Source organism: Pandoraea capi (assembly GCF_902459735.1).
Taxonomy (GTDB): Bacteria; Pseudomonadota; Gammaproteobacteria; order Burkholderiales; family Burkholderiaceae; genus Pandoraea; species Pandoraea capi.
Window position 1 is genome coordinate 65,429 of sequence record NZ_CABPRV010000001.1, and the last position, 22,541, is coordinate 87,969.

Below are 22,541 nucleotides of genomic sequence, written 5' to 3' on the forward strand. Positions count from 1 at the left end.
TCACGGCTGCGCGGCGCGACGAGGTCGAAGAAGACGTTGCGCCGCCGGGCTGCCAGGCGGCTAGGCGGCTAGGTGGCTAAACCGCCTCGGCCGGCCCGAGCTTGTCGTACCCCTTGATCCGGTAGACGACGAACGACAGCAGCCACGACAGGATGAACACGCCGATGATGGCGAAGCCGAGGTTGTTGAAGTTCTCGTTCAGCTCGGCAATGACATCCCAGAACCCACCCGTCAGTTCGTACTTGTTCTGGAACATGCCGAGCGTTTCGATCCCGCCGATGAGCACGGCGACGAGCACCGACACGAGCGTGATCGTCAGGTTGTAATACAGCTTGCGAATCGGACGAACGAAGGCCCACTCGTAGGCGCCGAGCATCAGAATGCCGTCCGTCGTGTCGACGAGCGTCATACCGGCGGCAAACAGCGCCGGGAACACCAGCACCGTGCCCAGCGACACGCCATGCGCCGCCTGACTGGCCGACAGCGCCAGCAGACTCACTTCGGTGGCCGTATCGAACCCGAGGCCGAACAGGAACCCCAGCGGCAGCATCCACGCCGGATGCGACACGAGCCGGAACATCGGACGGAACAGGCGCGCCACGAAGCCACGATTGTTCAGCAGGATATCGAGATCGTCGTTGTCGTAGGGCAGACCGCGACGCACCTTGTCGAACGCACGCCACACCCCTCGCAGTATGAAGATATTCATCGCAGCGATCAGGAACAGGAACGTTGCCGAGATACTGGTGGAAATGATGCCGCCGACACCCCGCCATTCCTCGACACGGTTTTGCAGCGCCACCGCTGCAAGCGCCACGCCGGCCGCCACGATCAGCACCACGGCTGAGTGCCCGAGCGCGAAGAAGAAGCCGACCGAGACGGGGCGCTGCCCGTCCTGCATCAGCTTGCGCGTGACGTTGTCGATGGCGGCGATGTGATCGGCATCCACCGCATGACGCAGGCCGAAGCCCCACGCCAGCACGCCGGTACTCAGCAGCAGCGGGTCGCCACGGAACGCGACGAACGCCCAGACCCACGCGCCGATATTGAACGCCGCGAGCAAGGCATACATGCCGCCGACGCGAGTGCGCAAGCGTCCCGCCGGCGGCAAGGAGGTAAGAGACATGGACATACGGTCGATCCTTAAATCAAGTGAGTCCGTGCAACTGGGAAATCCTTAAACACGCGGTGCAATCTCATCCAGACGAACGCATTCGGCCGCCCACGCGCGAGCGAGACGTTCGCAACCACCCAGCGCGATATGTGCCACATGTCCGATACGCGCCTGCTCGCAATCGACCACGACAACGCGGTCGACGCCCGGGGGCTTCGACGGCATGTCGCGGGTGCGTCCGTCCGTCAGCAGCCACAACACCCGCAACTGCGATGCCTGTGCGCCTTTGGCGCGTTTTGCCCGCGCGAGCAGTCGTGCCGCGGCGGCGACACCGGCCGACAGCGGCGTACCGCCCCCACCGCCGATCGGCTCGATCCAGCGCTCGTTCCACCATCGCGGCACGGCGGGACCGAACAGCACCTCGGCGCGATCGCCGCCGAAGCGAATCAGCGCGACTTCGGATCGCGCCCGCGCCAGGCGGTCGAAGCTATCGAGCAACCAGCCTTTCGCCTGCGCGAGACTGCCGAGCATCGATGCGGAAGCGTCGAGCACGAAGCAGTGCAATTCGCCGCCGGGGGTTTCGTCCCCCGCGTAACGCAGATGCGTTCTGTCCAGCGGCTGCGGGCCTTTGCGCAATAGCGTCGCGCTCCAGACGATGCGTCGTCCCGGCACGAACGTCTCGCTGCGAGGTTTCGCGCGTCTTGCCTGCCCTGCACCGTGTAACCACCGGGAACCGCCGGACGAGCCGACGGCGGCGCGCTCCCGATGGTTCAGCGTTTTTTTGACGACAGCGGGACCACGCCCTTCACGCGAGTCGTTCCGATTGGCTCGGGTGGTAGATAGCCCCAATCGGGCGCAGCGTCGCCGGTTCCACTGCTCTGCGGCGCGTCCCCTGCGTCAGCCCCACGGGCCTCTTGTGCGGTGCCGCCGGCGTCCTGATACGGACGGCCGGACGACGTGCCTTGCACAGGTGCGTGACGACGATGCCCCAGCACCGACTCCGCCACGCGCTCGACATGCGCGCGTGTGGCCGCCGGCGAACCTTCCAGCGCAGCCAGTGCCCGTGCGGCGCGCAGCATGATGAGGTCGGCGCGCATGCCGTCGACCTGCGCTTCGATACATCGGGCGCTCACGGCATCGTGCGCGTCGTCGTCGATGCCGACATCGGCCAGCGCCGCGCGCGCGTCGAGAATGCGCTGACGAAGCTCGGCCTGCGCCGGTGCGTGTCGCTCGTGAAACGCCGCCGGATCGAGATCGAACGCCAGCCGCGTCTTCACGATTTGCTGACGCACCTGCGGATCGAAACAGTTCTCCAGCACGACCGTCAGGCCGAAGCGGTCCAGCAGTTGGGGCCGCAGCTCGCCCTCCTCCGGATTCATCGTACCGACGAGCATGAAGCGCGCTGCGTGCCGGTGCGATACCCCGTCGCGCTCCACGACGTTGATGCCGCTCGCGGCAACGTCCAGCACCACGTCGACGAGCGCATCGGCCAGCAGGTTCACTTCGTCGACATACAACACGCCCTGATGCGCGCGCGCCAGCAGGCCCGGCGAGAACTTCACGCCGCCGCCGCGCAGCGCTTCGTCGATATCCAGCGCACCGATCAGGCGCTCCTCGGTCGCGCCCAGCGGCAGCGTCACGAAAGGACAGTCGGGCAGCAGATCGGCCAGCGAGCGGGCCGCCGTCGATTTCGCGGTGCCGCGCGGGCCGGTGATCAGCACGCCGCCAATCGACGGATCGACGGCGATCAGCAACAAGGCGTCGCGCAGCGGCACCTGACCGACGAGCGCAGTCAGGGGAAATGAAGGAAAAGGCGGCGGCATTGGCGACGTCTCAGACGCGCTCGGTTCGTTGGGCGATGTCACGACACGCTCCGTTCGATTTCCTGGCCGACGGCCAGGAGATGATTTTCGATTTGCTCGCGGTAGGCGCCGGGCGATTGCCACAGGCCCCGGCCGATGGCTTCGAGCAGACGCTCGCACACGCCGCGCAGTGCCTGCGGGTTGTGGCGCTGCATGAACTCGCGCGTGTGCGCATCGTTCAGGCAGGCGTCGGTCACGAGTCCGTATTGATGGTCCGACACCACGCGCGCCGTGGCGTCGTAACCGAACAGGTAATCGACCGTTGCGGCAATCTCCGCCGCGCCCTTGTAACCGTGACGCTTCACCCCGTCGAGCCATTTCGGATTGACGACACGCGCACGGATCACGCGGGCGATCTCTTCGGTCAGCGGGCGCACGCGCGGCGCATCCGGGCGGCTGTGGTCGGCGTGGTACACCTCGGGCTGCTGCCCCGAGAAGTGGCGCACGGCCGCCGTCATGCCGCCCTGAAACTGGTAGTAATCGTTCGAGTCGAGCACGTCGTGCTCGCGATTGTCCTGATTCTGCAAAACGACGTCGATGCTCGCCAGACGCGTCGCAAACACGCCATGTGCCTGCTCTCCGGCACTCGCCTGCGCATACGCATAGCCGCCGGACTCACGATAGGCTTGCGCGAGATCTTCGTCCGTCTGCCACAGGCCGTTGTCGATCATCTCCTGCAAGCCCGCGCCGTAAGTGCCGGGGCGCGAACTGAAGACGCGCCAGCCCGCACGCTTGCGTGCCTCGTCGGCGTCGAGTCCGCGCGCCATCCAGGCGTCGCGCTCGCGCAGCACACGCGCGCGGATCGGGTTGATGTCCTCCGGCTCGTCGAGCGCCGCCACGGCCTGCACGGCAGCGTCGAACAGGTGCATGACATTCGGGAAGGCGTCGCGGAAGAAGCCGGACACCCGCAGCGTGACGTCGATGCGCGGACGCTCCATGCCGCCCGGCGGCAGAATTTCGAAGTCCGTCACCCGGTGACTGCCGGCAGCCCACTTCGGACGCACGCCCAGCAACGCGAATGCCTGCGCGATATCGTCGCCGCCGGTGCGCATCGTGGCCGTGCCCCACACCGACAGGCCGATAGCACGCGGGTAATCGCCGTGATCCTGCAAATGACGCTCGATCAACTGGCGCGCCGATTTCACGCCGAGCGCCCATGCCGTCTGCGTGGGAATCGCGCGCGTGTCGACGGAGTAGAAGTTGCGCCCCGTGGGCAGCACGTCCGGGCGTCCGCGCGAGGGCGCGCCGCTCGGTCCCGGCGGCACGAAGCGCCCTTCGAGACCGCGCCGAAGATGCCTTAGCTCCTCGCTGCCGCAGGCATCGAGCGACGGCAGCACTTCGTCCCGCGCTCGCGCCAGCACTTCGCGCGTCGCGCTCAGATGCAGTGTCTTGCCTTCGAGCGACGCGGCAGGCGCTGCATCCTGACCGGTCAACGTCTCCAGCAAGTTCGTCGCCAGCAACTCCAACCGCTCTCGCGTATCGCCCTGATGACGCCACGGTGCATCGCTCACCTGTGCGAGCAACGCCGGACGCGGTCCGTCCCACGGCGCCGACCATTCGGCCTTGAGCGGATCGAACCGGTCGTCGATCTGCAAGTCTTTCGCCAGCGCATCGATGAGGCTGGCGTCGCGGCCCTGCCCGCCACGCACGGGGAAACGCATCAGCGCGAGCAACGTATCGCGACGTTCGCGCCCCGTCGGCGAGCGACCGAAGATGTGCAGACCGTCGCGAATCTGCGTCTCCTTCAGCTCGCACAGCCAGGTGTCCACGCGGGTAAGCAGTTCGTCTTCCGCGTCCGTATCGTTCGGGGCGTCGAGGCTCAGTTCCTCGTGCAGCCGATGACGAACGATGGTCTCGAGGATCGTGCTGCGCAGTAGTCTGGCGCGGCGCGCATCGACCATCAGCGCTTCGTAATACTCGTCGACCTGACGCTCCAGATCCTGAAGCGGGCCATACGACTCCGCGCGCGTGAGCGGCGGCATCAGATGATCGATGATCACGGCCTGCGCGCGACGCTTCGCCTGACTGCCCTCGCCCGGATCGTTCACGATGAACGGGTAGAGATGGGGCAGCGGGCCGAGCGTCAGATCCGGCCAGCAACTGTCGGACGGCGCCACGCTCTTGCCGGGCAGCCATTCGAGACTGCCGTGTTTGCCCACGTGCACGACGGCATCGACCTCGACCGTATGGCGCAGCCAGAAGTAAAACGCGAGATAGGCGTGCGGCGGGACGAGTTCGGCGTCGTGATAGCTGGCGTAATCGCCGTCGATGCGAGAGCGCGACGGCTGGATGCCCACGAACACATTGCCGCATCGCCAGCCGGCGATCATGAAGCGTCCCTGCCGGACGGTAGGGTCCTGATCTGCCGGCCCCCAGCGTTCGTTCAGCGCGTCGCGCACGTCTGCCGGTAACTGCGCGAACGCCGCGAGATAGTCGTCGAGCGCGTAGCTCTGAAAGGCCGGGCGCAACGCACGCGTCTCGGGATCGTTCGTCACGCCGCGCGTCAGTCGCGCCATCAGCGCCTCGCCGTCGTCGGGCAGTTCATCGACGCGGTAGCCTTCGTCGCGCAGCAAGGTCAGTATCTCGACGACCGACGCCGGGGTATCGAGTCCGACACCATTGCCGATGCGTCCCTCGCTCGCCGGGTAGTTCGCCAGCACCAGCGCAAGACGCTTTTGCGCGTTGGGCTTCGTGCGCAGCAGGCACCAGCGGCGACTGAGTTCGGCCACGAACGCGACGCGTTCCTTGTCAGGCTGGTAGCGCACGACATCGACTTCAGTGCGCGGGCAGCGATAGTCGAGGCCCTTGAAGCTGATCGCCCGCGTGATGATGCGGCCGTCGACTTCCGGCAGCGCGACGTGCATTGCGATATCGCGGGAGTTGAGGCCCTGATTGTCCTTGACCCAATCGTCGCGATTACCGCCGCTGAGAATCACCTGCAACACCGGCGCGTCGCTGCCGAAGACCTGCGACTGGCGCGGATCTTCCGGCGTCGAGGTGGAGAAGGCCGTGGTGTTGAGGACCAGCGAGACGTCGTAGGTGTCGCAGAGTTGCTGCACTACGTCGCGGCTGAGGGCGTCCTTGAGCGACGTAATCGCGATCGGCAGCGGATTCAGACCGCGCGCGCTCAGTGCATCGATCAGGGCGTCGAACACGCCGGTATTCGCCGCCTGCAAGTGCGCGCGGTAGAACAGGATGGCGACGACGGGCGCCCCGGCATGCCAGCAGGCCTGCCAGTCGTCCATCGTGGCGACTCGGGTCGGCGATCGCGGATTCGGGTGGTACAGCGTGGCATTGGGCACCGCGACCGGCAGCGGCGGTTCGTCGCCCCAGCCGAGCGCGTGCCACGCGATGGCACGCAGAAACGCCTCGGCGTTGACCGGTCCGCCCTGACGCAGGTAGCGCCACAGGCGCGTACAGAACTCGGGGCTTGCCGTGCTCAGCGCCGTCAGGTTCGGGTCTTCCTGCAAGTCGCCGGAGAACATCACCAGCATCTGAGCGCGACGCTGCGCCAGTTCGACGATCCGCTCGATGCCATACGGCCAGTAAGCTTCGCCCCCCAGATGGTCGACCACCACGACGCGCGCATGCTGCAAGACATCGTCGACATAGAAGTCGACCGACGCCGGTTGCCGCAGATACGTGACGTTGGCAAGCCGCAGGCTCGGGAAATCGTCGCCGAGCCGCTCGACCACGCTCGCGAGCAACGACAGCGTGGTGTCGGCCGAGCTGAGCACCACGATGTCGGCGGGTTGTTGATCGATGCGGATCACGCCGGCGGCGTCATCGACAAAGCCGCCGGGGACTGTCCGTAACAGATGCATGCGACGTGTCTTCCGGGCTCAGGCCGCCGCGGTAGACGTGGCCGACGTGGCGCTCACGCCCAGTGCCGCGTCGAATTCGCGCTGGAGCGCTTCGGCGTCAAGGTCTTCGCCAATCAGCACGAAGCGGCTGCCGCGTGCTTCGCCATCGCGCCAGTGACGGTCGAAATAGCTGTCGAAACGCTTGCCGACGCCCTGAATCACGAGACGCATCGGTGCGCCCGGCAACGCCGCGAACCCCTTGGCGCGGTAGATCGTGTGGTTCTGCACCAACTGGCTCAACGCGGCGATGACCGAGTCGCGCGACGCCGGTGCCGTGAGCGATGCCGACACCATGACCGAATCGAACTCGTCGTGATGGTGGTCCGCATCGTCCGCCGAACCATGATGGTCGTGACGCTGATCGATGGTTTCCTCGGAGGCCGAGTTCAGACCGAGCAGCACGCTCAGATCGAGGTTGCCGTTGCTCGCCGGCACGATCTTCACGTGCGCAGGCAGCTCTTCGCGAATCAGGGCCGACACGCTGACTTGCGCCGCGTCGTCGAGCAGATCGGTCTTGTTGAGAATGACCAGATCCGCCGCGCTCAACTGGTCTTCGAACAGTTCGTGTAGCGGCGATTCGTGGTCGAGATTCGGATCGGCCTTGCGCTGTTCGTCGACCGCCACCGGGTTTTCGGCGAACTGGCCGCTGGCGGCGGCAGGACCGTCGACCACGGTAATCACGGCGTCGACGGTGAAGCTGTTGCGGATCGACGGCCAGTTGAACGCCTGCACCAGCGGCTTGGGCAGCGCGAGGCCGGACGTCTCGATAAGCACATGGTCGATCTGGTCGCGACGCTCCACCAGCGCTTCCATCACAGGGAAGAACTCCTCCTGGACGGTGCAGCACAGGCAGCCGTTGGCCAGCTCGTACAGTTGGCCCTCGGTCTCCTGACCGTTGTCGTCGCAGCCGATGCCGCAACCCTTGAGGATTTCGCCGTCGATGCCCAGTTCGCCGAATTCGTTGACGATGACCGCGACGCGCAGGCCGTTGTTGTTGGACAGGATGTGACGCAGCAGCGTGGTTTTACCGCTGCCGAGAAAGCCCGTGATCACGGTCACGGGGATCTTGCGCATGGAAGTCGACATGGAATAAGGCAAAGCGTGGTGACACGCCTCTTCCGGCCCGGTCGTCGGTGCTGCCGGTATTGCCGGCATGGCATTCGACCTGTCCGGCAGGACACGGCCGCGCCGCCGGTGACGGCTGCATCGGGAAAGCGGAGGAAACGTGGCGAAACTGAAGGTTTGACTGCACACCGCCTACCCGCAGTGCCAATCGTCTTCTCCGGCCGGTATCCGGGCTGACGAAATGGCCGCTTCACCTTCCCACGCCGCCCGTGAGGGCATTAGCGCAGTGGTCTCGCCCCGCGAAACACGTGCGGGGTTGAAGTCGGCCTGGCGCCGCATGACTGCGGCACCTTCGTTTCACCGTTGCGGGGGCAGCACAGGCTGGGGCGTCGCGTCGAACCCATGAGGGGGCGCGCCGCCCGTCTGTTTCCCGTTTAACTGCGCACGCCTGAACGTGTGCGCGAGCACCAGATTAGCCGCGAGTGTAGGTGCCGGATACCGCTCCGTCAAGGCGAGAGGCCGCCTCCAGTCCTCCCTCAGCCGCCCCGCCGGTGCCCACAATCGGGGCCCCGGCGGGGCGGACGGACGCGAAGCGAGCCGCGCAAGGCCTGTGGTATCCTCGCCACCAAATTTTCGGTCCCCCTGCTCCCTCGATGAGGGGCATGAAGGGCGTTACCGCGCATTCGCTTCGCGCACCGTAGCCGACCGCTCATGCCCTCCCCCGTCGTCCCGCTTATGAGTCATCGTCCTGCCCCGGTCCCGGTGGCCCGTCTGCGTCCTGCATCGCGTTCCCTGTCGGGCGCTGTTTTCGTCTCGTGCGGCCCGATGCACGACCTGCTCGACCTGCACGTCTCCCACCACGATTACGCCGAAAGAGGCCCGCAATGAGCCGTGCGTGGCTGATCGGCGCCGGACCGGGCGACCCCGAACTCATCACCGTCAAGGCCATGCGCGCGCTCGGCCAGGCGGATGTCGTACTGGTCGACGATCTCGTGAATCCCGGCATCCTGGCGATGGCCGCGCCGCACGCGCAGATCGTCTACGTCGGCAAACGCGGCGGGCATGCGTCCACGCCGCAGCGCGAGATCATCGCGCTGATGCTCTCGCACCTTCGTGCAGGCCGAAGCGTGGCGCGCCTGAAAGGCGGCGACCCCTTCGTGTTCGGGCGCGGCGGCGAGGAACTGCAAGCGTTGCAGGCGGCGGGAGTGCCCGTCGAGATCCTGGGCGGGATAACCGCCGGCATTGCGGCACCGACGACGCTCGGCATCCCCGTCACTCACCGGGGGTTGGCACAGGGCGTGATTTTCGTGACGGGGCACAGCGCAGGCGAAGACGAGCCGGACTGGCGAGCGCTCGCGGCCACGGGCCTGACGCTCGTGATCTACATGGGCATTCGCCGTCTGCAAGACATCACGGATCAATTGCAACAAGCGGGCATGTCGCCGGACACTCCGTGCGCGGCCATCGAGTCGGCAACGCTCCCGGCGCAACGTCACGTCATTGCCACGCTGCACACCTTGTCTGCCGAGGTTCGTGCGGCGGCCATCGGATCGCCGTCGATCATCGTGATCGGCGACGTGGTGTCGCTCGCGCAGCGCCCCGGCATGATCGACGGTGATGATGCCGGCAGTGAGATCGCCGGGATTTCCCGACGCCCCACGGCGCAGCGCCCGCTCAGCCTCGGCATCGGTTTTCGGCAAGGCGTGACGACAGCGCAGATCGAAGCCGCGGTACTCGCTGCACTGGGCGCGCGTTCGCTTGCCGAGGTCGCCACCCTCGCGACGCTCGACAAGAAGGCCAGCGATCCGGCGCTCGTGCGCTTCTGCGAGCGCCACGGCATTTGTCTGGCAGGCTATGCGCCTGCGCAGATCGATGCGTGTCTCGACGCGCATCCCCAACTGTCCCGCTCCGACACCGTGCTCGCCCACGTGGGTGTGCGCGCGGTGTGCGAGCCTTGCGCCTTGCTGGCATCGTCCGGCGGCACGCTGCTCGCGAAAAAATACGCCGACGACGGCATCACCGTCGCCATCGCGGAGACGACCACCATCGCCGCCTCAGACAACCCTCAGCACGACGCTCAACCGGAGTCACGAAACGATGAAGACAGATAGCGAATCCCACCTGCGCATGACCCAGCGACGTCGCGAAGGACACGAAAAGAAGCAAGCTGCTGCGACGACCGAAAAGGGCCTGCTGATCGTGCATACGGGCAACGGCAAGGGCAAGAGCACGGCGGCGTTCGGCATGGCCGTGCGCATGCTCGGTCACGACCAGCGCATTGGCGTGGTGCAGTTCATCAAGGGCGCGCTGCATACGTCCGAGCGCGACTTCCTCGGCAGCCACCCGCAGTGCGACTTCATCACCATGGGTGACGGCTACACCTGGAACACGCAGAACCGCGACGCCGACATCGCCACCGCGCGCAAGGGCTGGCAAGCGGCCGTCGACATGATCGAGAGCGGCAACTACCGCATGGTGATTCTCGATGAGCTCAATACCGTCCTGAAGTACGAATATCTGCCGCTCGACGAAGTGCTCGGTGTGCTCACCGCACGTGGCGAAATGCAGCACGTCGTGGTCACCGGCCGTCATGCGCCGGACGAACTGATCGAAGCGGCGGACCTCGTCACCGAGATGCGTCTGGTGAAGCATCCGTATCGCGAGCAGGGTGTGAAGGCGCAGCAGGGCGTCGAGTTCTGATCATGGCGTCATGCCCCGCGCTGTTCGTGAGTGCGCCTGCGTCCGGTCAGGGCAAGACCACGGTCACGGCTGGTCTGGCGCAATGGCATCGCGAGCAGGGACGCCGCGTTCGCGTCTTCAAGACCGGTCCCGACTTTCTCGACCCGAAGATTCTCGAGCGCGCCAGCGGGGCGTGCGTCCTGACGCTCGATCTGTGGATGGTCGGCGTTGCGCAATGCCGTCGCCTGCTGGCGGAGGCTGCGCGCCAGGCCGACCTGATTCTCATCGAAGGTGTGATGGGATTGTTTGACGGCACCCCGAGCAGTGCAGATCTGGCGATGACGTTCGGTGTGCCTGTCGTCACTGTCATCTCCGCGAAATCGATGGCGCAGACGTTCGGTGCGATTGCCTCGGGACTCGCCCACTACCGGCCGGGGTTGGCGATGCATGGCGTGCTCGCGAATCACGTGAGTTCGCCGCGTCATGCGCAGTTATTGCAGGAGGGCATGCCGGCGGACTTGCGATGGCTTGGGCATCTCCCGACATCGGCGCAGATGACGCTGCCCGCACGACATCTCGGCCTGCATCAGGCCGATGAGATCGATCGGCTCGATGCCCGGATTGCCGCGACCGCGCAGGCGCTCGCCGGCACCGCACTCGCCGACCTCCCGCCCCCGGTCAGCTTCGATGCGCCGACGTTGGACGCGATGCCGGACATCCCGAGACGACTCGACGGCAAGCGCATCGCAGTTGCGCGTGACGCCGCCTTCTCGTTCATCTACCCGGAGAACCTTCGTCTGCTGGAGACGATGGGTGCACATGTGACGTATTTTTCGCCGCTCGCGAACGACGCCGTTCCCGACGCGACGGATGCCCTGTTCCTGCCCGGCGGCTATCCCGAACTACATGCGGCGCGGCTTGCAGGCAATGCGCGTAGCGCTGCGAGCGTGCGTGCGCATGCGGCGGCAGGCAAGCCCATCGTGGCGGAGTGCGGCGGCATGCTGTATCTGCTGGAAAAGTTGACGGATGCCGACGGCGTCTCGACATCCATGCTGGGCATTCTGCCCGGGCACGCCACGCTGCAAAAGCGCCTCGCCGGTCTCGGCATGCAGGCGCTGGAGACATCGCACGGCACGCTCAGGGGGCACGCCTTTCACTACACGCGCATGGCCACGTCGATGGCGCCGATTTACCACTCGGCACGGCCCGGCAGCGCTTCCAGCACGACGGGTGAGCCGGTGTACCGTCAAGGCGCGATCGTGGCGAGCTATCTGCACGGCTACTGGCCGTCGAACCCGGCGCTCACTGCCGCACTCTTTCATGGCACAGCCTTTTAGCGAGCGCGAACGCGCCGCCGTCTACCGCGCGATCTACGAGCGGCGCGACATGCGCCATTTCGTACCGACGCCCGTCGATCCCGAGGTTCTCGCACGACTGCTCGACGCTGCGCATCACGCCCCGAGCGTCGGATTCATGCAGCCCTGGCGCGTGGTACGGGTAACGTCGCCCGCCTTACGTTCGGCATTGCGCGACGCGGTAGAACGTGAGCGGGGCAAGACGGCCGACGCGCTCGGTGCCCGCCGCGACGAATTCATGAAGCTCAAGGTCGAGGGCATGCAGCAGTGCGCCGAGATCCTGGTGATGGCGCTGATGGACGGACGCGAGCGGCACGTTTTCGGCCGACGCACGTTACCGGAGATGGATCTGGCCTCGGTATCCTGCGCGATTCAGAACCTGTGGCTGGCCGCCCGCGCGGAAGGCCTCGGCATGGGATGGGTGTCGATCTTCGATCCCGACGAAGTTGCGCAACTGCTGCAAATGCCCGCGGGTGCAAAGCCGGTCGCGATTCTCTGCCTCGGACACGTGACGGAGTTCTACGAGGCCCCGATGCTGGAACAGGAAGGCTGGGCGTCTCGCGCCCCGCTGGACGAGTACGTTTTCGAAAACCGATGGCCGTCGGAAAAGGACGCCGCGGCGAGCGATCCCGGTAGTGCAGCGGAATAATGTGGGTGATGCCGTCTAGAACGAACGCCCCAGAAAGACACTAGACTACGAGACACCGGCACAACGATTTCTTAACTCTGTTGCGTCGACCGGTTGAATCCACAGCCGATCTTGGTCATTTCTGAAAACCGCTTTCCCCCCCGACTTGACGTACGGTAAGTCAACTTTCGAGTATCGTTTTCCGGACGTCGAACGGCCATTGCAAACCTGCTTTATCTAACCGTGCCTAATAGCGCATCGGCAGTCGTAACAGTGCAATATTCGGTGTCCAGGTTGGCGAGTGACATCGCGTGAACATCGTCGGCGCTTCGTGGCGCCCCGTTCCAGTCGGTCCGCGCAAACGTGAAACAGCCGTCAGACACGAGCCATGTCTGGAAACCGAGGTTACCGGCCATGCGGACCGTGGCTTCCACTGAATTATTGGTGATGACGCCCGCCACAACCAACGCGTCGAGCCCTCCAGCCCGAAGCCGATCTTCCAGATCGGTTCCGATGAACGCACTGTTCGTATGCTTCGGGATAACCAATTCCCCTGCTACCGGCGCTGTCTCTGGCTTGAATGCATGCCCTGGCTGGCCCGGCCGGTAGTGAGACGCGGGATTTTTGGAGTCGTGCCGAACATGCCAGACCGGCCACCCTCGGCAACGCCAGTGAGCCAGTAATCGGCCGACTTGCCGCTCGGCATCGGGGTTATTTCGCTCGCCCCAACTGGGATGGTCAATCGCGCGCTGCAAGTCGATCAGCAGCAGTACTGCGCCGGGAGCGGGAAGTCGGGCGTCCATGTGTTCAGATATGAAATCTTTCGAATCGATCCAGTGATCAGGACCGGTCACCCGCGCGGGTCCGCGTTAGGTGAGCATCGACAAGGCCTGCGAGTTCCGACGCGTGCTCATGCGCCAGATCATGGTTACCACCCGGGACGACGTGCAACTGTGCGTCAGGCAGCAGTTCGCGCAGCCGCTGGCCGACCGCTAACGGACTGATGGGATCGGCATCCCCCCAAAGCAAGAGGACAGGCTGTGCAATACGGCTGAGTTCGTCAGTCAGGTCAGCGGTAAACGATGTGAACCAGTTCGGGAAAGACGGATTGGCATTGATAAATCCGCTTTGCCAATCTACCGCACCCAGCGCTCGTGTATCGATGCCGCCAGACGTCACCGTCAAAACAAGATGGGTTATCAGATCAGGCCTTTCCAGCGCTGCGCGAATCGCCAACACCCCTCCCATCGATTGCGCGATCAAGGCCGTGGGCTCGTCGATGTGAGAGACGACCCTTCTAACGAGGCCGTCGATGTCGTTGACATCAGGCGCCGGTGGCTCCTGACCGAACCCCGGATAGGGAAGGATGACTTTCCGGGCGGGGGTGCTCAGCAGATTTGCGAGCGGTTGCCAGAACGCAGTGTTTCCGGACGCACCCGGCAGGAAAAGCAGTTTCGATGGAGCAGGCAAGCGTGGATTCTCCGTGTCTGGAATCTTCGATCAGGCGGGTCAACGACGAAAACGGCTTTGCACCACTGGCCGATGCCCGCGAGCTTATCGTGACGAGTGGAGACCCGACGGAAATGTTTGATGCGGTTGAAATATGGCGCGCCCCATCGTGCAGCCGTAATCATGATGGTATCCGCAGCGTCGGGAAATATGGCGAGTTTCTGCGCACTGCGCTGGCTTAGGAAGGCAAGTCGTTATCCCGGTATGGTTTGTGACAGGCTTCGGGCGGGTGATTGTTGCCTCCGGGGCAACATGGTGCGCCCCACGCCGGATCTTCCGTCATTCAGTGTCGACATCTAAGATGAAGAGGCTGTTTCATGCCTTTGCGCCCTGACCGAACCGCGTCGGGACGCGTCAACCCATCGAGGTCGCCACCATGAGTCAACGTCTGAACGCCTTCGCCCAGTCGCCCGAGCTTTTCAAGAAATTCGTCGAGTTCGGCATGTTGCTGAAGTCGAGCACCATCGAATCCTCCATCCTGAGCCTGATCGAGATTCGCGCATCGCAGATCAATGGCTGCGGCTTCTGCCTCGACATGCACGTGAAGGAGGCGAAGATTCGCGGTGAGCGCGAGCTTCGCCTGCATCACGTGGCGATCTGGCGCGAGTCTCCCCTCTTTTCCCCGCGCGAGCGCGCCTGCCTGGCATGGACCGAAGCCCTGACGACGCTGGCCCCGCACGGGGTGTCCGACGACGTCTACGAGCAAGTGCGTGCGCACCTGTCCGAGAAAGAAATTTCGGATCTCAGCTTCGCTGTCATGGCCATTAACGGCTGGAATCGGTTGAACGTCGGCTTCCGCACTGTGCCCGGCTCGGCCGACAAGGCATACGGCCTCGACAAGGCGAATCTCGGTTGAACACGCGTCACGGCGACCGGCGACGACACTGGCTATCGGCGGTTGTCGCCCGCACGACGCGCCAGCTCGCGACTTACGCCTGCTTCAGCAGCACCCCGTCGAAGACTTGCAGGTCCAGCGAACGGATGCGCTCGGTCATGTAGTCGATGAACACGCGCATCCGGGCCGGCAGGTGCTGACGGCTCAGGAAACACAAGTAGTGCCCATAGTCGTCGGGCGCGTGTTGCGCAAGGCATGCCACCAATGTCCCGGCACGCAGATGGTGGCTCACCTGATAGGCCGCCATCTGCGCAACCCCCTGACCGTCCAGCACCGATTGCAGGACCAGATCGGCATCGTTGAACGTCAGCATGGCGTTCGGCGCGACCTTGAGCGGACGGCCGTCCTTCCTGAACTCCCATTCGCATAATCGACCGGACGCCAGCCGGTAATTCACGCAACTGTGATCGGCAAGCGTCTCAAGACTCGTCGGCAATCCATGTCTGGCGACGTATTCGGGCGACGCGCACAACACCATCTGCATGGGAATCACCTGCTTCGCGATGACCTGACTGTCTTCCATGCGGCCGTTGCGAAACGCGATATCGACGCCGTCGGCGGCCAGGTCGACAGGTGCGTCGTCAAGCAACAATTCAATAGCGATATCCGGATGCGCACGACGGAATCCGGCGAGGAGTGGAGCTACGACCTGCCGGCCGAAGCTCACCGTCGACGACACGCGCAATCGCCCGGACGGTGGGCCTTCGCGTAGCTCCCGCATGTCGTCGAGCGCCTGCACGATGCGCGTCACGCCGGGATGACATTCATCGTAGAAACGTTGTCCTTCGGGCGTGAGCGAGGTGCTGCGCGTGGTGCGCACAAATAGCCGGACGCCCAACTGCGCCTCCAGCTTTTGTACGCTGCGACTGACCGCCGAGCGGCCGATGCCCAGCCGGTCAGCGGCCTTCACGAAGTTGCCTTCCGCCGCGACGGCGAGAAACGCCACGACACCGGCATAACTCGTAGCGAAGCTGTCCGCCAGCGAGTCCGCGCGATGGGCACGATGGGTGGCTGCCCGGTCGGGCAGCGTGCTCCGCGCCGTGACGGGGGATTTGACCGGCAGCATTGAGAGGGATGTCGACATGATGGCGAACCCGCGGTTTGTTGACCATACCGCTAAGACGAGCCACCGGATCGATTTGTGACATCGCATGAAAAAAATCTTGCGAGGCCTTACCTCGTGTCAGGCGCGTCGCATGACATGAATCGAGCAGACGGGACGCTTGCCGCTCAGCGCCGTGCCAGCGCCGCCGCGATCCCTGCCAGCTTGTCCGGGTTGCGTTGCGCGAGAATGCGCGTCAGGCGTTCGCCGTCGGTCTCATAAGCGAGCACCGACTCCAGTTGCCCCTCGATGAAGCGTAGCAGCGCCCATTCGCCGTTGACGAGTGCCACTTCGACCCGCAGCGCGTCGCCATAACGACGCGTGCCCGCGAAGAAGAGCTGTGCGAGCCGCTTCCCGCCGACCAGGCTGCTGAAAGCCGAGACCTTGCCGCCACCGTCGCCGATGAGTTCTGCGTTGTCGCTCAGCAGCGCGTGCAGCGCATGGAAGTCGCTGCGCTGCATCGCGTCGGCGAAGGCTGTCAGCAAACGATGCAGCGTGGCGCGCGGCACGGACTCGCGTGGCTTGCCGTCGCGCAACGTCTCTCGCGCGCGTCGTACGAGCTGGCGGACGGCGGCGGGCGTCTTCTCCAGCGTTTGCGCGATGTCGTCATACTCGGCGTCGAACACATCGCGCATCAGGAAGGCAGCGCGAGCGTCCGGCGAGAGACGTTCCAGCGTGTAGAGAAAGGCGACGGAAACATCTTCGGCGAACTCGTGCACCTGCTCCGGCGTCGGTGGCGCTTCGGCCATCAGCACCGGCTCGGGCAGCCAGACGCCGGTGTAGTGCTCGCGCTCGGTCTTGGCCGCGCGCAGGCGGTCGATGGAAAGGCGTGTCGTGATCGTGACCAGCCACGCTTCGGCGTTCTCCACCGCATGCACGTCGGTGTTGTGCCAGCGCAGCCACGCATCCTGCACGACGTCCTCGGCTTCCGCGACGGCGCCCAGCATGCGATACGCAATCGCTTGCAGGCGCGCACGGTGACGCTCGAAGGTGAGTGCGGAGTCGGTCATGTCGTGGCGAAGGCCAGAGGGCGCACACAGGCTTGCGCGAAAGGAAACCAATTTTGCCGCAGCTTGAACAGCGCGGCAAGGGAGGTGGGAACACCGCCCTTACGTCCGACGTGAGCTGAAGTACTCGCTCGGCGGCACGCCGAGAATCTTGCGAAACATGGTGGAAAACGCACTCGGGCTGTCGTAGCCGTGTTCGAGCGCCAGCGTCAGGATCGATGCGCCGGCGGCCAGCCGTGGCAAGCTCAGCAAGACACGCGCGTGTCGGCACCACGTCGCGTGCGTCATCCCCGTTTCGCGCTTCAGTACACGGGCAAGCGTGCGCTCGTTCATATGCGCGCGCCTGGCCCAGTCCGCAAGCACTGCCGGCTGCGAGGGGTCCTGGAGGAGTTCGATGCACAACGCCGCCACGGCCCGATGACGCGGCAAGGGGACATGTAGCGACAGCGGCGGTGCACGTTCGATCTCGTCGAGAATCAACCCGAGCACGCGACCGTCGCGCGTGCTGTCATCCGGGCTGGCGTTGCCTTGAGCCAATTCACAGGCCTCGAGAATCAACTCGCGCAGTAGCGGGCGCACGGTGATCACAGAGCATGTCGCAGGAAGCGAGTGACGGACGTCGGGATCGACGAACACAGTGCGCATTTCCACGTCGTCGGCCATCTCGATCGAATGCGACGTCGCACCGGGCACCCAGACCGCACGACCGGTGGGCACGACCCAGTTCCCCGCGGTCGTGCGCACGATCATCACGCCGGCGATCGCGTGGATCAGTTGCCCGTGTCGATGGGAATGTTCGGGGTAAACCGTGCGCGAGGGTGGATTGGTCGCCACGATGGCAACCGGGAAACTGGCGTCGCCAGCATGCAACGCATCGATGAAGCTGTCCATTTTACGACGATGGTTGTGCACTCTGCGCACGAGGAATTCGACGCCGACACCATACCATCGGAACTCCCGCCTTGTCCGATCACTCGCTTCGTCATGCATGCCGATTTGTCTGCTTCGTCTGCTTCGTCTGCTTCGTCTGCTTCGTCCGCATCGGCCGTCCTGGCCTCCCGGAATTTCCCGCCATCGCACCGTACGCCTTACCGATCCCTTTCGCTTTGCCGTATTCCTGTTTGGCTTGCCTGCGTGACCTCCTCGCTCTGGCTAGGCGCATGCAGCGTCGGTCCGGTGTACGAAACACCGCAAACGCCGGCGACGATGCAAGGCCAATTCGACGCCGCCTCCTCCGCCCCTGTGACAGCCAATGCCCCCGCCGACGAATGGTGGCGCCTGTATGGCGACACCGCGCTTGACTCGCTGGTTACCGATGCACTCCGGGAGAATCGCGACCTTGCCGTGGCGGCAGCGCACATGCGACGCGCGCGTGCCGTGCTCGGCGAACAGCAGACGCAGCGCTTGCCCGAGACCTCGGCATCGTTCGGTCCGCGCTACGGCAAAGCCGAAGCCGATCAGACCGTGTCGGCCAGTCGGAATACGAACAGCCCGGCGGCGCGCTCGGCCTGGGCGCCATCGTTCTCGCTGTCGTGGGAAGTCGATCTCTGGGGGCGTGTCGAGCACGCGATCGATGCAGCGGGCGCCGATGCCGAGGCCGCCGCCGCCGAAAGCGATGCCATGCGGGTGAGCGTGGCTGCGCAAACGGTGAGCGCGTATTTGCAGGCCTGCGGGCTGGCCGATCAGGCGAGCGTTACGCATCGCACACTCGAGATCGCCGTGCGTATCGCCAATCTGACACGTCGACAGCGCGCTGACGGACGGGTCTCCGACCTTGAAGTCACACGAGCACAGGCGTTCGTGGACGACACGGCGGCGAATCTGCCGGTCATCGAAGGGAATCGGCGCGCCGCATTATTCGAGTTATCCGTGCTGACGGGGCGCGCGCCGACCGATCTGCCGTCGTCGGCGGCGCAATGCCAGCGCGTGCCGACGCTCGCAACGCCATTCCCTGTCGGCGACGGAGCGAGCCTGTTGCAGCGCAGGCCCGATCTGCGAGCCTACGAACGACGTCTGGCGGCAGCCACCGCACGCGTCGGCGTTGCAAGCGCTGATCTTTATCCGCGCATCACGCTCGGCGCCTCCGTCGATTGGCTATCGAGCACGGGCAGCCTCGCGTCGCTCGGGGACAGCCACGCCGTTACCTGGAGCGTCGGCCCGCTGATCCAGTGGCAGTTTCCCAACCTCAGCGCCAGCCGTGCCCGCCTGCGCGCCGTTCATGCTGACGAAGACGCGGCGTTGGCGGCATTCGAGGGCCGTGTGCTCGTCGCACTAAAGGAGACGGAACAGGCGCTCGCGCACTATGGTGCCGACTGGTCGCAAGCGCGGTCGCTGGCAGCCTCGCGCGAGGGTAACGCGCGCGCACTCGAATTGGCCGCGCGCCTGTACAAGGCAGGCGCGATCGACTTTCTCGGTTTGCTCGATGCACAGCGCTCGCTTGCGCATGCCGACGCCGCCCTGGCCCGCAGTACGACGCAGGTCGGTCTGGATCAGGTCACCGTCTTCAAGGCGTTGGGCGGCGGTTGGCAATCGCTGCACACGACGTCGTCCGGTGACGTTGCAGCGAAGGCTGGCGAGATTGCGTCGAGCATCGCGGCGGCCTCTGCTCCTGCAACATCGCCCCGTACCCCGCTATCTCCCCAAGCGCCCGGGTCCGTGCGCTGACCCAGGACCGTTGCCCGCTGATGCCGCCTCACGCGGTATCGCACCCCCTGTTCCCATTGGTTCGTTTGTTATCGAGAGATTGTCATGAGTACAGTTACCTTGCCCGGCACGCCGTTGCGTGCAAGTCGCAAGACATGGATGGTCGTGGCAGGTGCCGCGCTTGCCGTCATCGCTATGGTATCCGTCGGTCGCTGGTGGCTGGTTGGGCGCTTTATCGAAGGCACCGACGACGCTTACGTGCGCGCCGACGTCACCAGCATCGGCCCGCGCGTGGCGGGCTACATCAGCGCGGTGGACGTGCAAGACAACCAGCATGTGCACAAGGGCGACGTATTGGTCCGTCTGGACGACCGCGAAGTGCAGGCACGTCTGGTGCAGGCGAAGGCAGCCGTACGCTCCGCGACGGCCGACGTGCAGGCACAGACAGATGCAGCGGCAACGCTCGACGCGGAAGTTGCGCGTCAGGCGAGCGTCATCGCTCAGGCGCGAGCGGACGTGGAGGGCGCCGATGCGCAAACCGGCCGTCGGGTCGCCGATGCCAATCGCTATCGCTCGTTGCTCGCCGACGGCGCGGCCAGCGAGCAGCGCACCGAGCAGGCCGATGCGCAGGCGCGTCAGGCGCGTGCCGCGCTCGCCCACGCGCAAGCCGCCAGTCAGGTGCAGGTTGAGCAGTTGAAGGTGCTGCACCGTCAACGCGTCGAGCGCCATGCCGCCATCGAACAGGCACAAGCGCTTCTGGCTGCCGCCCGGGCAGCGCAAACGCAGGTCGAGCTGACACTGGCGCACACCGTGGTGCGAGCGTCGGCCGACGGTGTCGTCGGGCAGCGACGCGCACGCGTGGGCGAGTATGTCGACGCCGGAACGCCGTTGCTGGCGCTCGTGCCGCTTGACGACGTCTACGTCGTGGCCAACTTCAAGGAAACACAGGTTCGTCATATGCGTCCGGGGCAGACCGTCGAGATCGACGTCGACGCCTATCCCGATCATGTGCTGCACGGCACGGTGGCGAGCTTCTCGCCGGGATCGGGAGCGCAGTTCGCGCTGTTGCCCCCCGACAATGCGACGGGCAACTTCACCAAGATCGTGCAGCGTATCCCGGTGCGAATTCGCCTGGATCACGGTGCCGCACACTCGCCGGCGCTGCGCCCTGGCATGTCGGTCGTCGCGCGGGTCGACACGCGCAGCACGCCGGGAGATGTGCAATGAGCGCGGCTGCCGAGCGTAGCGCGTCGCATGAGGCGGAGCCGGCAGCCGCGCCGCCTCCAGCCGCCGACACCGTATCGTTGCGTGCGTGGGTGGCCGTGCTCGGCGGGGTGTTCGGATGTTTCATGGCGGGGATGAACGTGCACGTCACGAACGCGTCGCTGCCGGACATCCGGGGCTCGCTCGGCGCCAGCTTCGAAGAGGGGTCGTGGATCACCACGGCGTATCTGGTGGCCGAGATCATCGTGATCCCCCTGACAGGCTGGCTGGTGAAGGTGTTCTCGGCACGGCGTGTGTTGCTGGTCGGCACCACGGGGTTTCTCGTGTTCTCGCTGGCGTGTTCGCTGGCGCCGGATATCTCGACGATGATCGTCGCACGGGCGTTACAGGGCGCTTTCGGCGGCGTGTTGATTCCCCTGTCGTTCCAGTTGATCGTGTCCGAGTTGCCGCCGTCCAGACACCCGCTGGGCATGGCATTGTTCGCGGTGGCCAACAATGTCGCACAGGCGGCGGGGCCGTCCCTTGGCGGATGGCTCACCGAGATGTACTCATGGCGTTGGATCTTCTATTTGCAGATTCCGCCCGGCATTGCATTGCTGGCGGCGATCGGCTGGTCGATCAAGGCGACGCCGGTGCATCTGGATCAGTTGAGAAAAGCCGACTGGTTCGGCATCGGCGCGATGGCAATCGGGCTGAGCGCGCTGCAGATCGTGCTTGAGGAAGGCGGCCGCAAGGACTGGTTCTCGTCCACGGAAATCGTGCAGCTTTCGGTCGTTGCGGTGCTTGGACTGATGGCGTTTCTCTGGACGCAGTGGCATCGCGCGCAACCGTTCATCAACCTGCGGCTGCTGGCGCGATACAACTTCGGTGTAGCGAGTCTGATGCAGTTTCTGTTCGGCGCGGTAGTGTTCGGCGTCGTGTTTCTCGTACCGAACTACTTCGCCGAGTTGCAGGGATTCAGCGCACGCGATATCGGCATGACGATGATTCCCTACGGGGCGGTGCAGTTCGTCATGTCGTTTCTCACGCCGCCGCTCATGCGCCGTATCGGACCGCGCCTGACGATCATTGCCGGCTTCGCACTGGTCGCTGCGGGCTGTCTGATGAATGTGCATCTGAACATCGACGCGGGAGTCAACGTCATCGAACCCTCGCTGGTGGTGCGTGGCATCGGTCAGTCGCTGGTCGTCGTGGCGTTGTCGGTGATGGCGATCGCAGGGGTGGAAAAGGCGCAGGTGGGCTCGGCATCGGGCCTCTTCACGATGGTGCGCAACGTGGGCGGCGCCATCGGCATTGCGGTGGCCAGCCAGATCGTCGTCGAGCGGCAGAAGTTGCACGCTATGCGCATCGGCGAGTCCGTCACGCCCTATACCGAGGCCCTGCACGAACGGATCTACGCGATGCAACACTGGCTGGGACACATGGGAATATCGGCACACGACGCGCGCGACGCGGCGCTCAGACTTATCGAGCAACGTGTGATGCGAGAGGCGCTGTTCATGGCGTACAGCGACACGTTCCTGCTTGCCGGCATCGCCATGCTCGCCTGTACGGTGGCGGCATTCGCGTTGCGGGGCAAATCATGAGAAGGTGCT

At 65.0% G+C, this 22,541-nt stretch carries 19 protein-coding genes, 1 pseudogene and 1 riboswitch; of the genes and pseudogenes, 10 read left to right on the forward strand and 10 right to left on the reverse strand.

Annotation, left to right across the window (positions count from 1 at the left end; translation table 11 throughout):
* Positions 1-76: 76 nt before the first annotated feature.
* The 5 genes from PCA20602_RS00300 to cobW form a co-directional block, all read right to left on the reverse strand.
* Positions 77-1,132, reverse strand: coding sequence for a HoxN/HupN/NixA family nickel/cobalt transporter (locus PCA20602_RS00300; protein ID WP_174980674.1), 1,056 nt, complete (start codon positions 1,130-1,132; stop codon positions 77-79).
* 45 nt (positions 1,133-1,177) lie between these two features.
* Positions 1,178-1,786, reverse strand: coding sequence for a vWA domain-containing protein (locus PCA20602_RS00305; protein ID WP_150719494.1), 609 nt, complete (start codon positions 1,784-1,786; stop codon positions 1,178-1,180).
* Positions 1,787-1,884: 98 nt separating this feature from the next.
* Positions 1,885-2,937, reverse strand: a complete 1,053-nt coding sequence (locus PCA20602_RS00310; RefSeq protein ID WP_150719495.1) for a magnesium chelatase ATPase subunit I — start codon at positions 2,935-2,937, stop codon at positions 1,885-1,887.
* A 38-nt stretch (positions 2,938-2,975) separates the two neighbouring features.
* Positions 2,976-6,800 carry a cobaltochelatase subunit CobN gene (gene cobN / locus PCA20602_RS00315; protein ID WP_150719496.1) on the reverse strand — a complete coding sequence of 1,275 codons (3,825 nt, stop codon included), beginning with the start codon at positions 6,798-6,800 and terminating at the stop codon, positions 2,976-2,978.
* A gap of 18 nt (positions 6,801-6,818) precedes the next feature.
* A complete protein-coding gene (gene cobW / locus PCA20602_RS00320) occupies positions 6,819-7,913 on the reverse strand; it encodes a cobalamin biosynthesis protein CobW (protein WP_281354613.1) in 1,095 nt (364 codons plus the stop codon).
* A gap of 193 nt (positions 7,914-8,106) precedes the next feature.
* Positions 8,107-8,391: riboswitch (cobalamin riboswitch) on the reverse strand.
* Positions 8,392-8,788: 397 nt separating this feature from the next.
* Here cobW and cobA point away from each other — a divergent pair.
* From cobA to bluB, 5 genes and pseudogenes are all read left to right on the forward strand, one after another.
* A pseudogene (gene cobA, locus PCA20602_RS26250) lies at positions 8,789-9,511 on the forward strand (uroporphyrinogen-III C-methyltransferase); the annotation flags it as partial.
* Positions 9,509-10,015 carry a cobalamin biosynthesis protein gene (locus tag PCA20602_RS26255; RefSeq protein ID WP_343031983.1) on the forward strand — a complete coding sequence of 169 codons (507 nt, stop codon included), beginning with the start codon at positions 9,509-9,511 and terminating at the stop codon, positions 10,013-10,015. The pseudogene cobA and the gene PCA20602_RS26255, both read left to right, overlap by 3 nt.
* Entirely contained in the window at positions 10,002-10,604 is a 603-nt protein-coding gene (gene cobO, locus PCA20602_RS00330) for a cob(I)yrinic acid a,c-diamide adenosyltransferase (RefSeq protein WP_069341508.1), read from the forward strand. Before PCA20602_RS26255 ends, cobO begins: the two co-directional genes overlap by 14 nt.
* A 2-nt stretch (positions 10,605-10,606) precedes the next feature.
* Positions 10,607-11,920, forward strand: coding sequence for a cobyrinic acid a,c-diamide synthase CobB (locus tag PCA20602_RS00335; RefSeq protein WP_150719499.1), 1,314 nt, complete (start codon positions 10,607-10,609; stop codon positions 11,918-11,920).
* Positions 11,904-12,587 carry a 5,6-dimethylbenzimidazole synthase gene (bluB, locus tag PCA20602_RS00340; RefSeq protein ID WP_150719500.1) on the forward strand — a complete coding sequence of 228 codons (684 nt, stop codon included), beginning with the start codon at positions 11,904-11,906 and terminating at the stop codon, positions 12,585-12,587. The genes PCA20602_RS00335 and bluB overlap by 17 nt, the downstream gene beginning before the upstream one ends.
* Positions 12,588-12,799: 212 nt before the next feature.
* Here bluB and PCA20602_RS00345 read toward each other — a convergent pair whose 3' ends face one another.
* Together PCA20602_RS00345 and PCA20602_RS00350 are read right to left on the reverse strand one after the other, a co-directional pair.
* Positions 12,800-13,420, reverse strand: a complete 621-nt coding sequence (locus tag PCA20602_RS00345; protein WP_425495625.1) for a cysteine hydrolase family protein — start codon at positions 13,418-13,420, stop codon at positions 12,800-12,802.
* Entirely contained in the window at positions 13,407-14,036 is a 630-nt protein-coding gene (locus tag PCA20602_RS00350) for an alpha/beta fold hydrolase (protein ID WP_150719501.1), read from the reverse strand. Before PCA20602_RS00350 ends, PCA20602_RS00345 begins: the two co-directional genes overlap by 14 nt.
* Between PCA20602_RS00350 and PCA20602_RS00355 the strand changes: the two genes are divergently transcribed.
* Both PCA20602_RS00355 and PCA20602_RS00360 read left to right on the forward strand, forming a co-directional pair.
* Entirely contained in the window at positions 14,024-14,257 is a 234-nt protein-coding gene (locus PCA20602_RS00355) for a hypothetical protein (protein WP_150719502.1), read from the forward strand. The genes PCA20602_RS00350 and PCA20602_RS00355 overlap by 13 nt on opposite strands.
* A 194-nt stretch (positions 14,258-14,451) precedes the next feature.
* Positions 14,452-14,931 (forward strand): carboxymuconolactone decarboxylase family protein, encoded by a 480-nt coding sequence (locus PCA20602_RS00360; RefSeq protein WP_150719503.1) that lies wholly within the window; start codon positions 14,452-14,454, stop codon positions 14,929-14,931.
* Between the two features lie 73 nt (positions 14,932-15,004).
* On the opposite strand, the gene PCA20602_RS00365 is transcribed toward PCA20602_RS00360, so the two are convergent.
* From PCA20602_RS00365 to PCA20602_RS00375, 3 genes are all read right to left on the reverse strand, one after another.
* Positions 15,005-16,054: a LysR family transcriptional regulator gene (locus PCA20602_RS00365; RefSeq protein ID WP_246181954.1), complete on the reverse strand. Its 1,050-nt coding sequence runs from the start codon at positions 16,052-16,054 to the stop codon at positions 15,005-15,007.
* A 146-nt stretch (positions 16,055-16,200) separates the two neighbouring features.
* Positions 16,201-17,082, reverse strand: coding sequence for an RNA polymerase sigma-70 factor (locus PCA20602_RS00370; RefSeq protein WP_150719504.1), 882 nt, complete (start codon positions 17,080-17,082; stop codon positions 16,201-16,203).
* A 99-nt stretch (positions 17,083-17,181) separates the two neighbouring features.
* A complete protein-coding gene (locus PCA20602_RS00375) occupies positions 17,182-17,970 on the reverse strand; it encodes an AraC family transcriptional regulator (protein ID WP_150719505.1) in 789 nt (262 codons plus the stop codon).
* Positions 17,971-18,213: 243 nt separating this feature from the next.
* Between PCA20602_RS00375 and PCA20602_RS00380 the strand changes: the two genes are divergently transcribed.
* From PCA20602_RS00380 to PCA20602_RS00390, 3 genes are all read left to right on the forward strand, one after another.
* Positions 18,214-19,743 carry an efflux transporter outer membrane subunit gene (locus PCA20602_RS00380; RefSeq protein WP_246181955.1) on the forward strand — a complete coding sequence of 510 codons (1,530 nt, stop codon included), beginning with the start codon at positions 18,214-18,216 and terminating at the stop codon, positions 19,741-19,743.
* 84 nt (positions 19,744-19,827) lie between these two features.
* Positions 19,828-20,949, forward strand: a complete 1,122-nt coding sequence (locus PCA20602_RS00385) for an HlyD family secretion protein (protein ID WP_150719507.1) — start codon at positions 19,828-19,830, stop codon at positions 20,947-20,949.
* Positions 20,946-22,532 (forward strand): MDR family MFS transporter, encoded by a 1,587-nt coding sequence (locus PCA20602_RS00390; RefSeq protein ID WP_150719508.1) that lies wholly within the window; start codon positions 20,946-20,948, stop codon positions 22,530-22,532. The genes PCA20602_RS00385 and PCA20602_RS00390 overlap by 4 nt, the downstream gene beginning before the upstream one ends.
* Positions 22,533-22,541 lie beyond the last annotated feature (9 nt).

Coding starts and splice junctions, on each gene's coding strand:
- PCA20602_RS00300 (WP_174980674.1), bottom strand. CDS start 1,132: ATGTCCATGTCTCTTACCTCCTTGCCGCCGGCGGGACGCTTGCGCACT.
- PCA20602_RS00310 (WP_150719495.1), bottom strand. CDS start 2,937: ATGCCGCCGCCTTTTCCTTCATTTCCCCTGACTGCGCTCGTCGGTCAG.
- cobN (WP_150719496.1), bottom strand. CDS start 6,800: ATGCATCTGTTACGGACAGTCCCCGGCGGCTTTGTCGATGACGCCGCC.
- cobW (WP_281354613.1), bottom strand. CDS start 7,913: ATGCGCAAGATCCCCGTGACCGTGATCACGGGCTTTCTCGGCAGCGGT.
- PCA20602_RS26255 (WP_343031983.1), top strand. CDS start 9,509: ATGATCGACGGTGATGATGCCGGCAGTGAGATCGCCGGGATTTCCCGA.
- cobO (WP_069341508.1), top strand. CDS start 10,002: ATGAAGACAGATAGCGAATCCCACCTGCGCATGACCCAGCGACGTCGC.
- PCA20602_RS00335 (WP_150719499.1), top strand. CDS start 10,607: ATGGCGTCATGCCCCGCGCTGTTCGTGAGTGCGCCTGCGTCCGGTCAG.
- bluB (WP_150719500.1), top strand. CDS start 11,904: ATGGCACAGCCTTTTAGCGAGCGCGAACGCGCCGCCGTCTACCGCGCG.
- PCA20602_RS00355 (WP_150719502.1), top strand. CDS start 14,024: ATGGAGCAGGCAAGCGTGGATTCTCCGTGTCTGGAATCTTCGATCAGG.
- PCA20602_RS00360 (WP_150719503.1), top strand. CDS start 14,452: ATGAGTCAACGTCTGAACGCCTTCGCCCAGTCGCCCGAGCTTTTCAAG.
- PCA20602_RS00365 (WP_246181954.1), bottom strand. CDS start 16,054: ATGTCGACATCCCTCTCAATGCTGCCGGTCAAATCCCCCGTCACGGCG.
- PCA20602_RS00370 (WP_150719504.1), bottom strand. CDS start 17,082: ATGACCGACTCCGCACTCACCTTCGAGCGTCACCGTGCGCGCCTGCAA.
- PCA20602_RS00375 (WP_150719505.1), bottom strand. CDS start 17,970: ATGGACAGCTTCATCGATGCGTTGCATGCTGGCGACGCCAGTTTCCCG.
- PCA20602_RS00385 (WP_150719507.1), top strand. CDS start 19,828: ATGAGTACAGTTACCTTGCCCGGCACGCCGTTGCGTGCAAGTCGCAAG.
- PCA20602_RS00390 (WP_150719508.1), top strand. CDS start 20,946: ATGAGCGCGGCTGCCGAGCGTAGCGCGTCGCATGAGGCGGAGCCGGCA.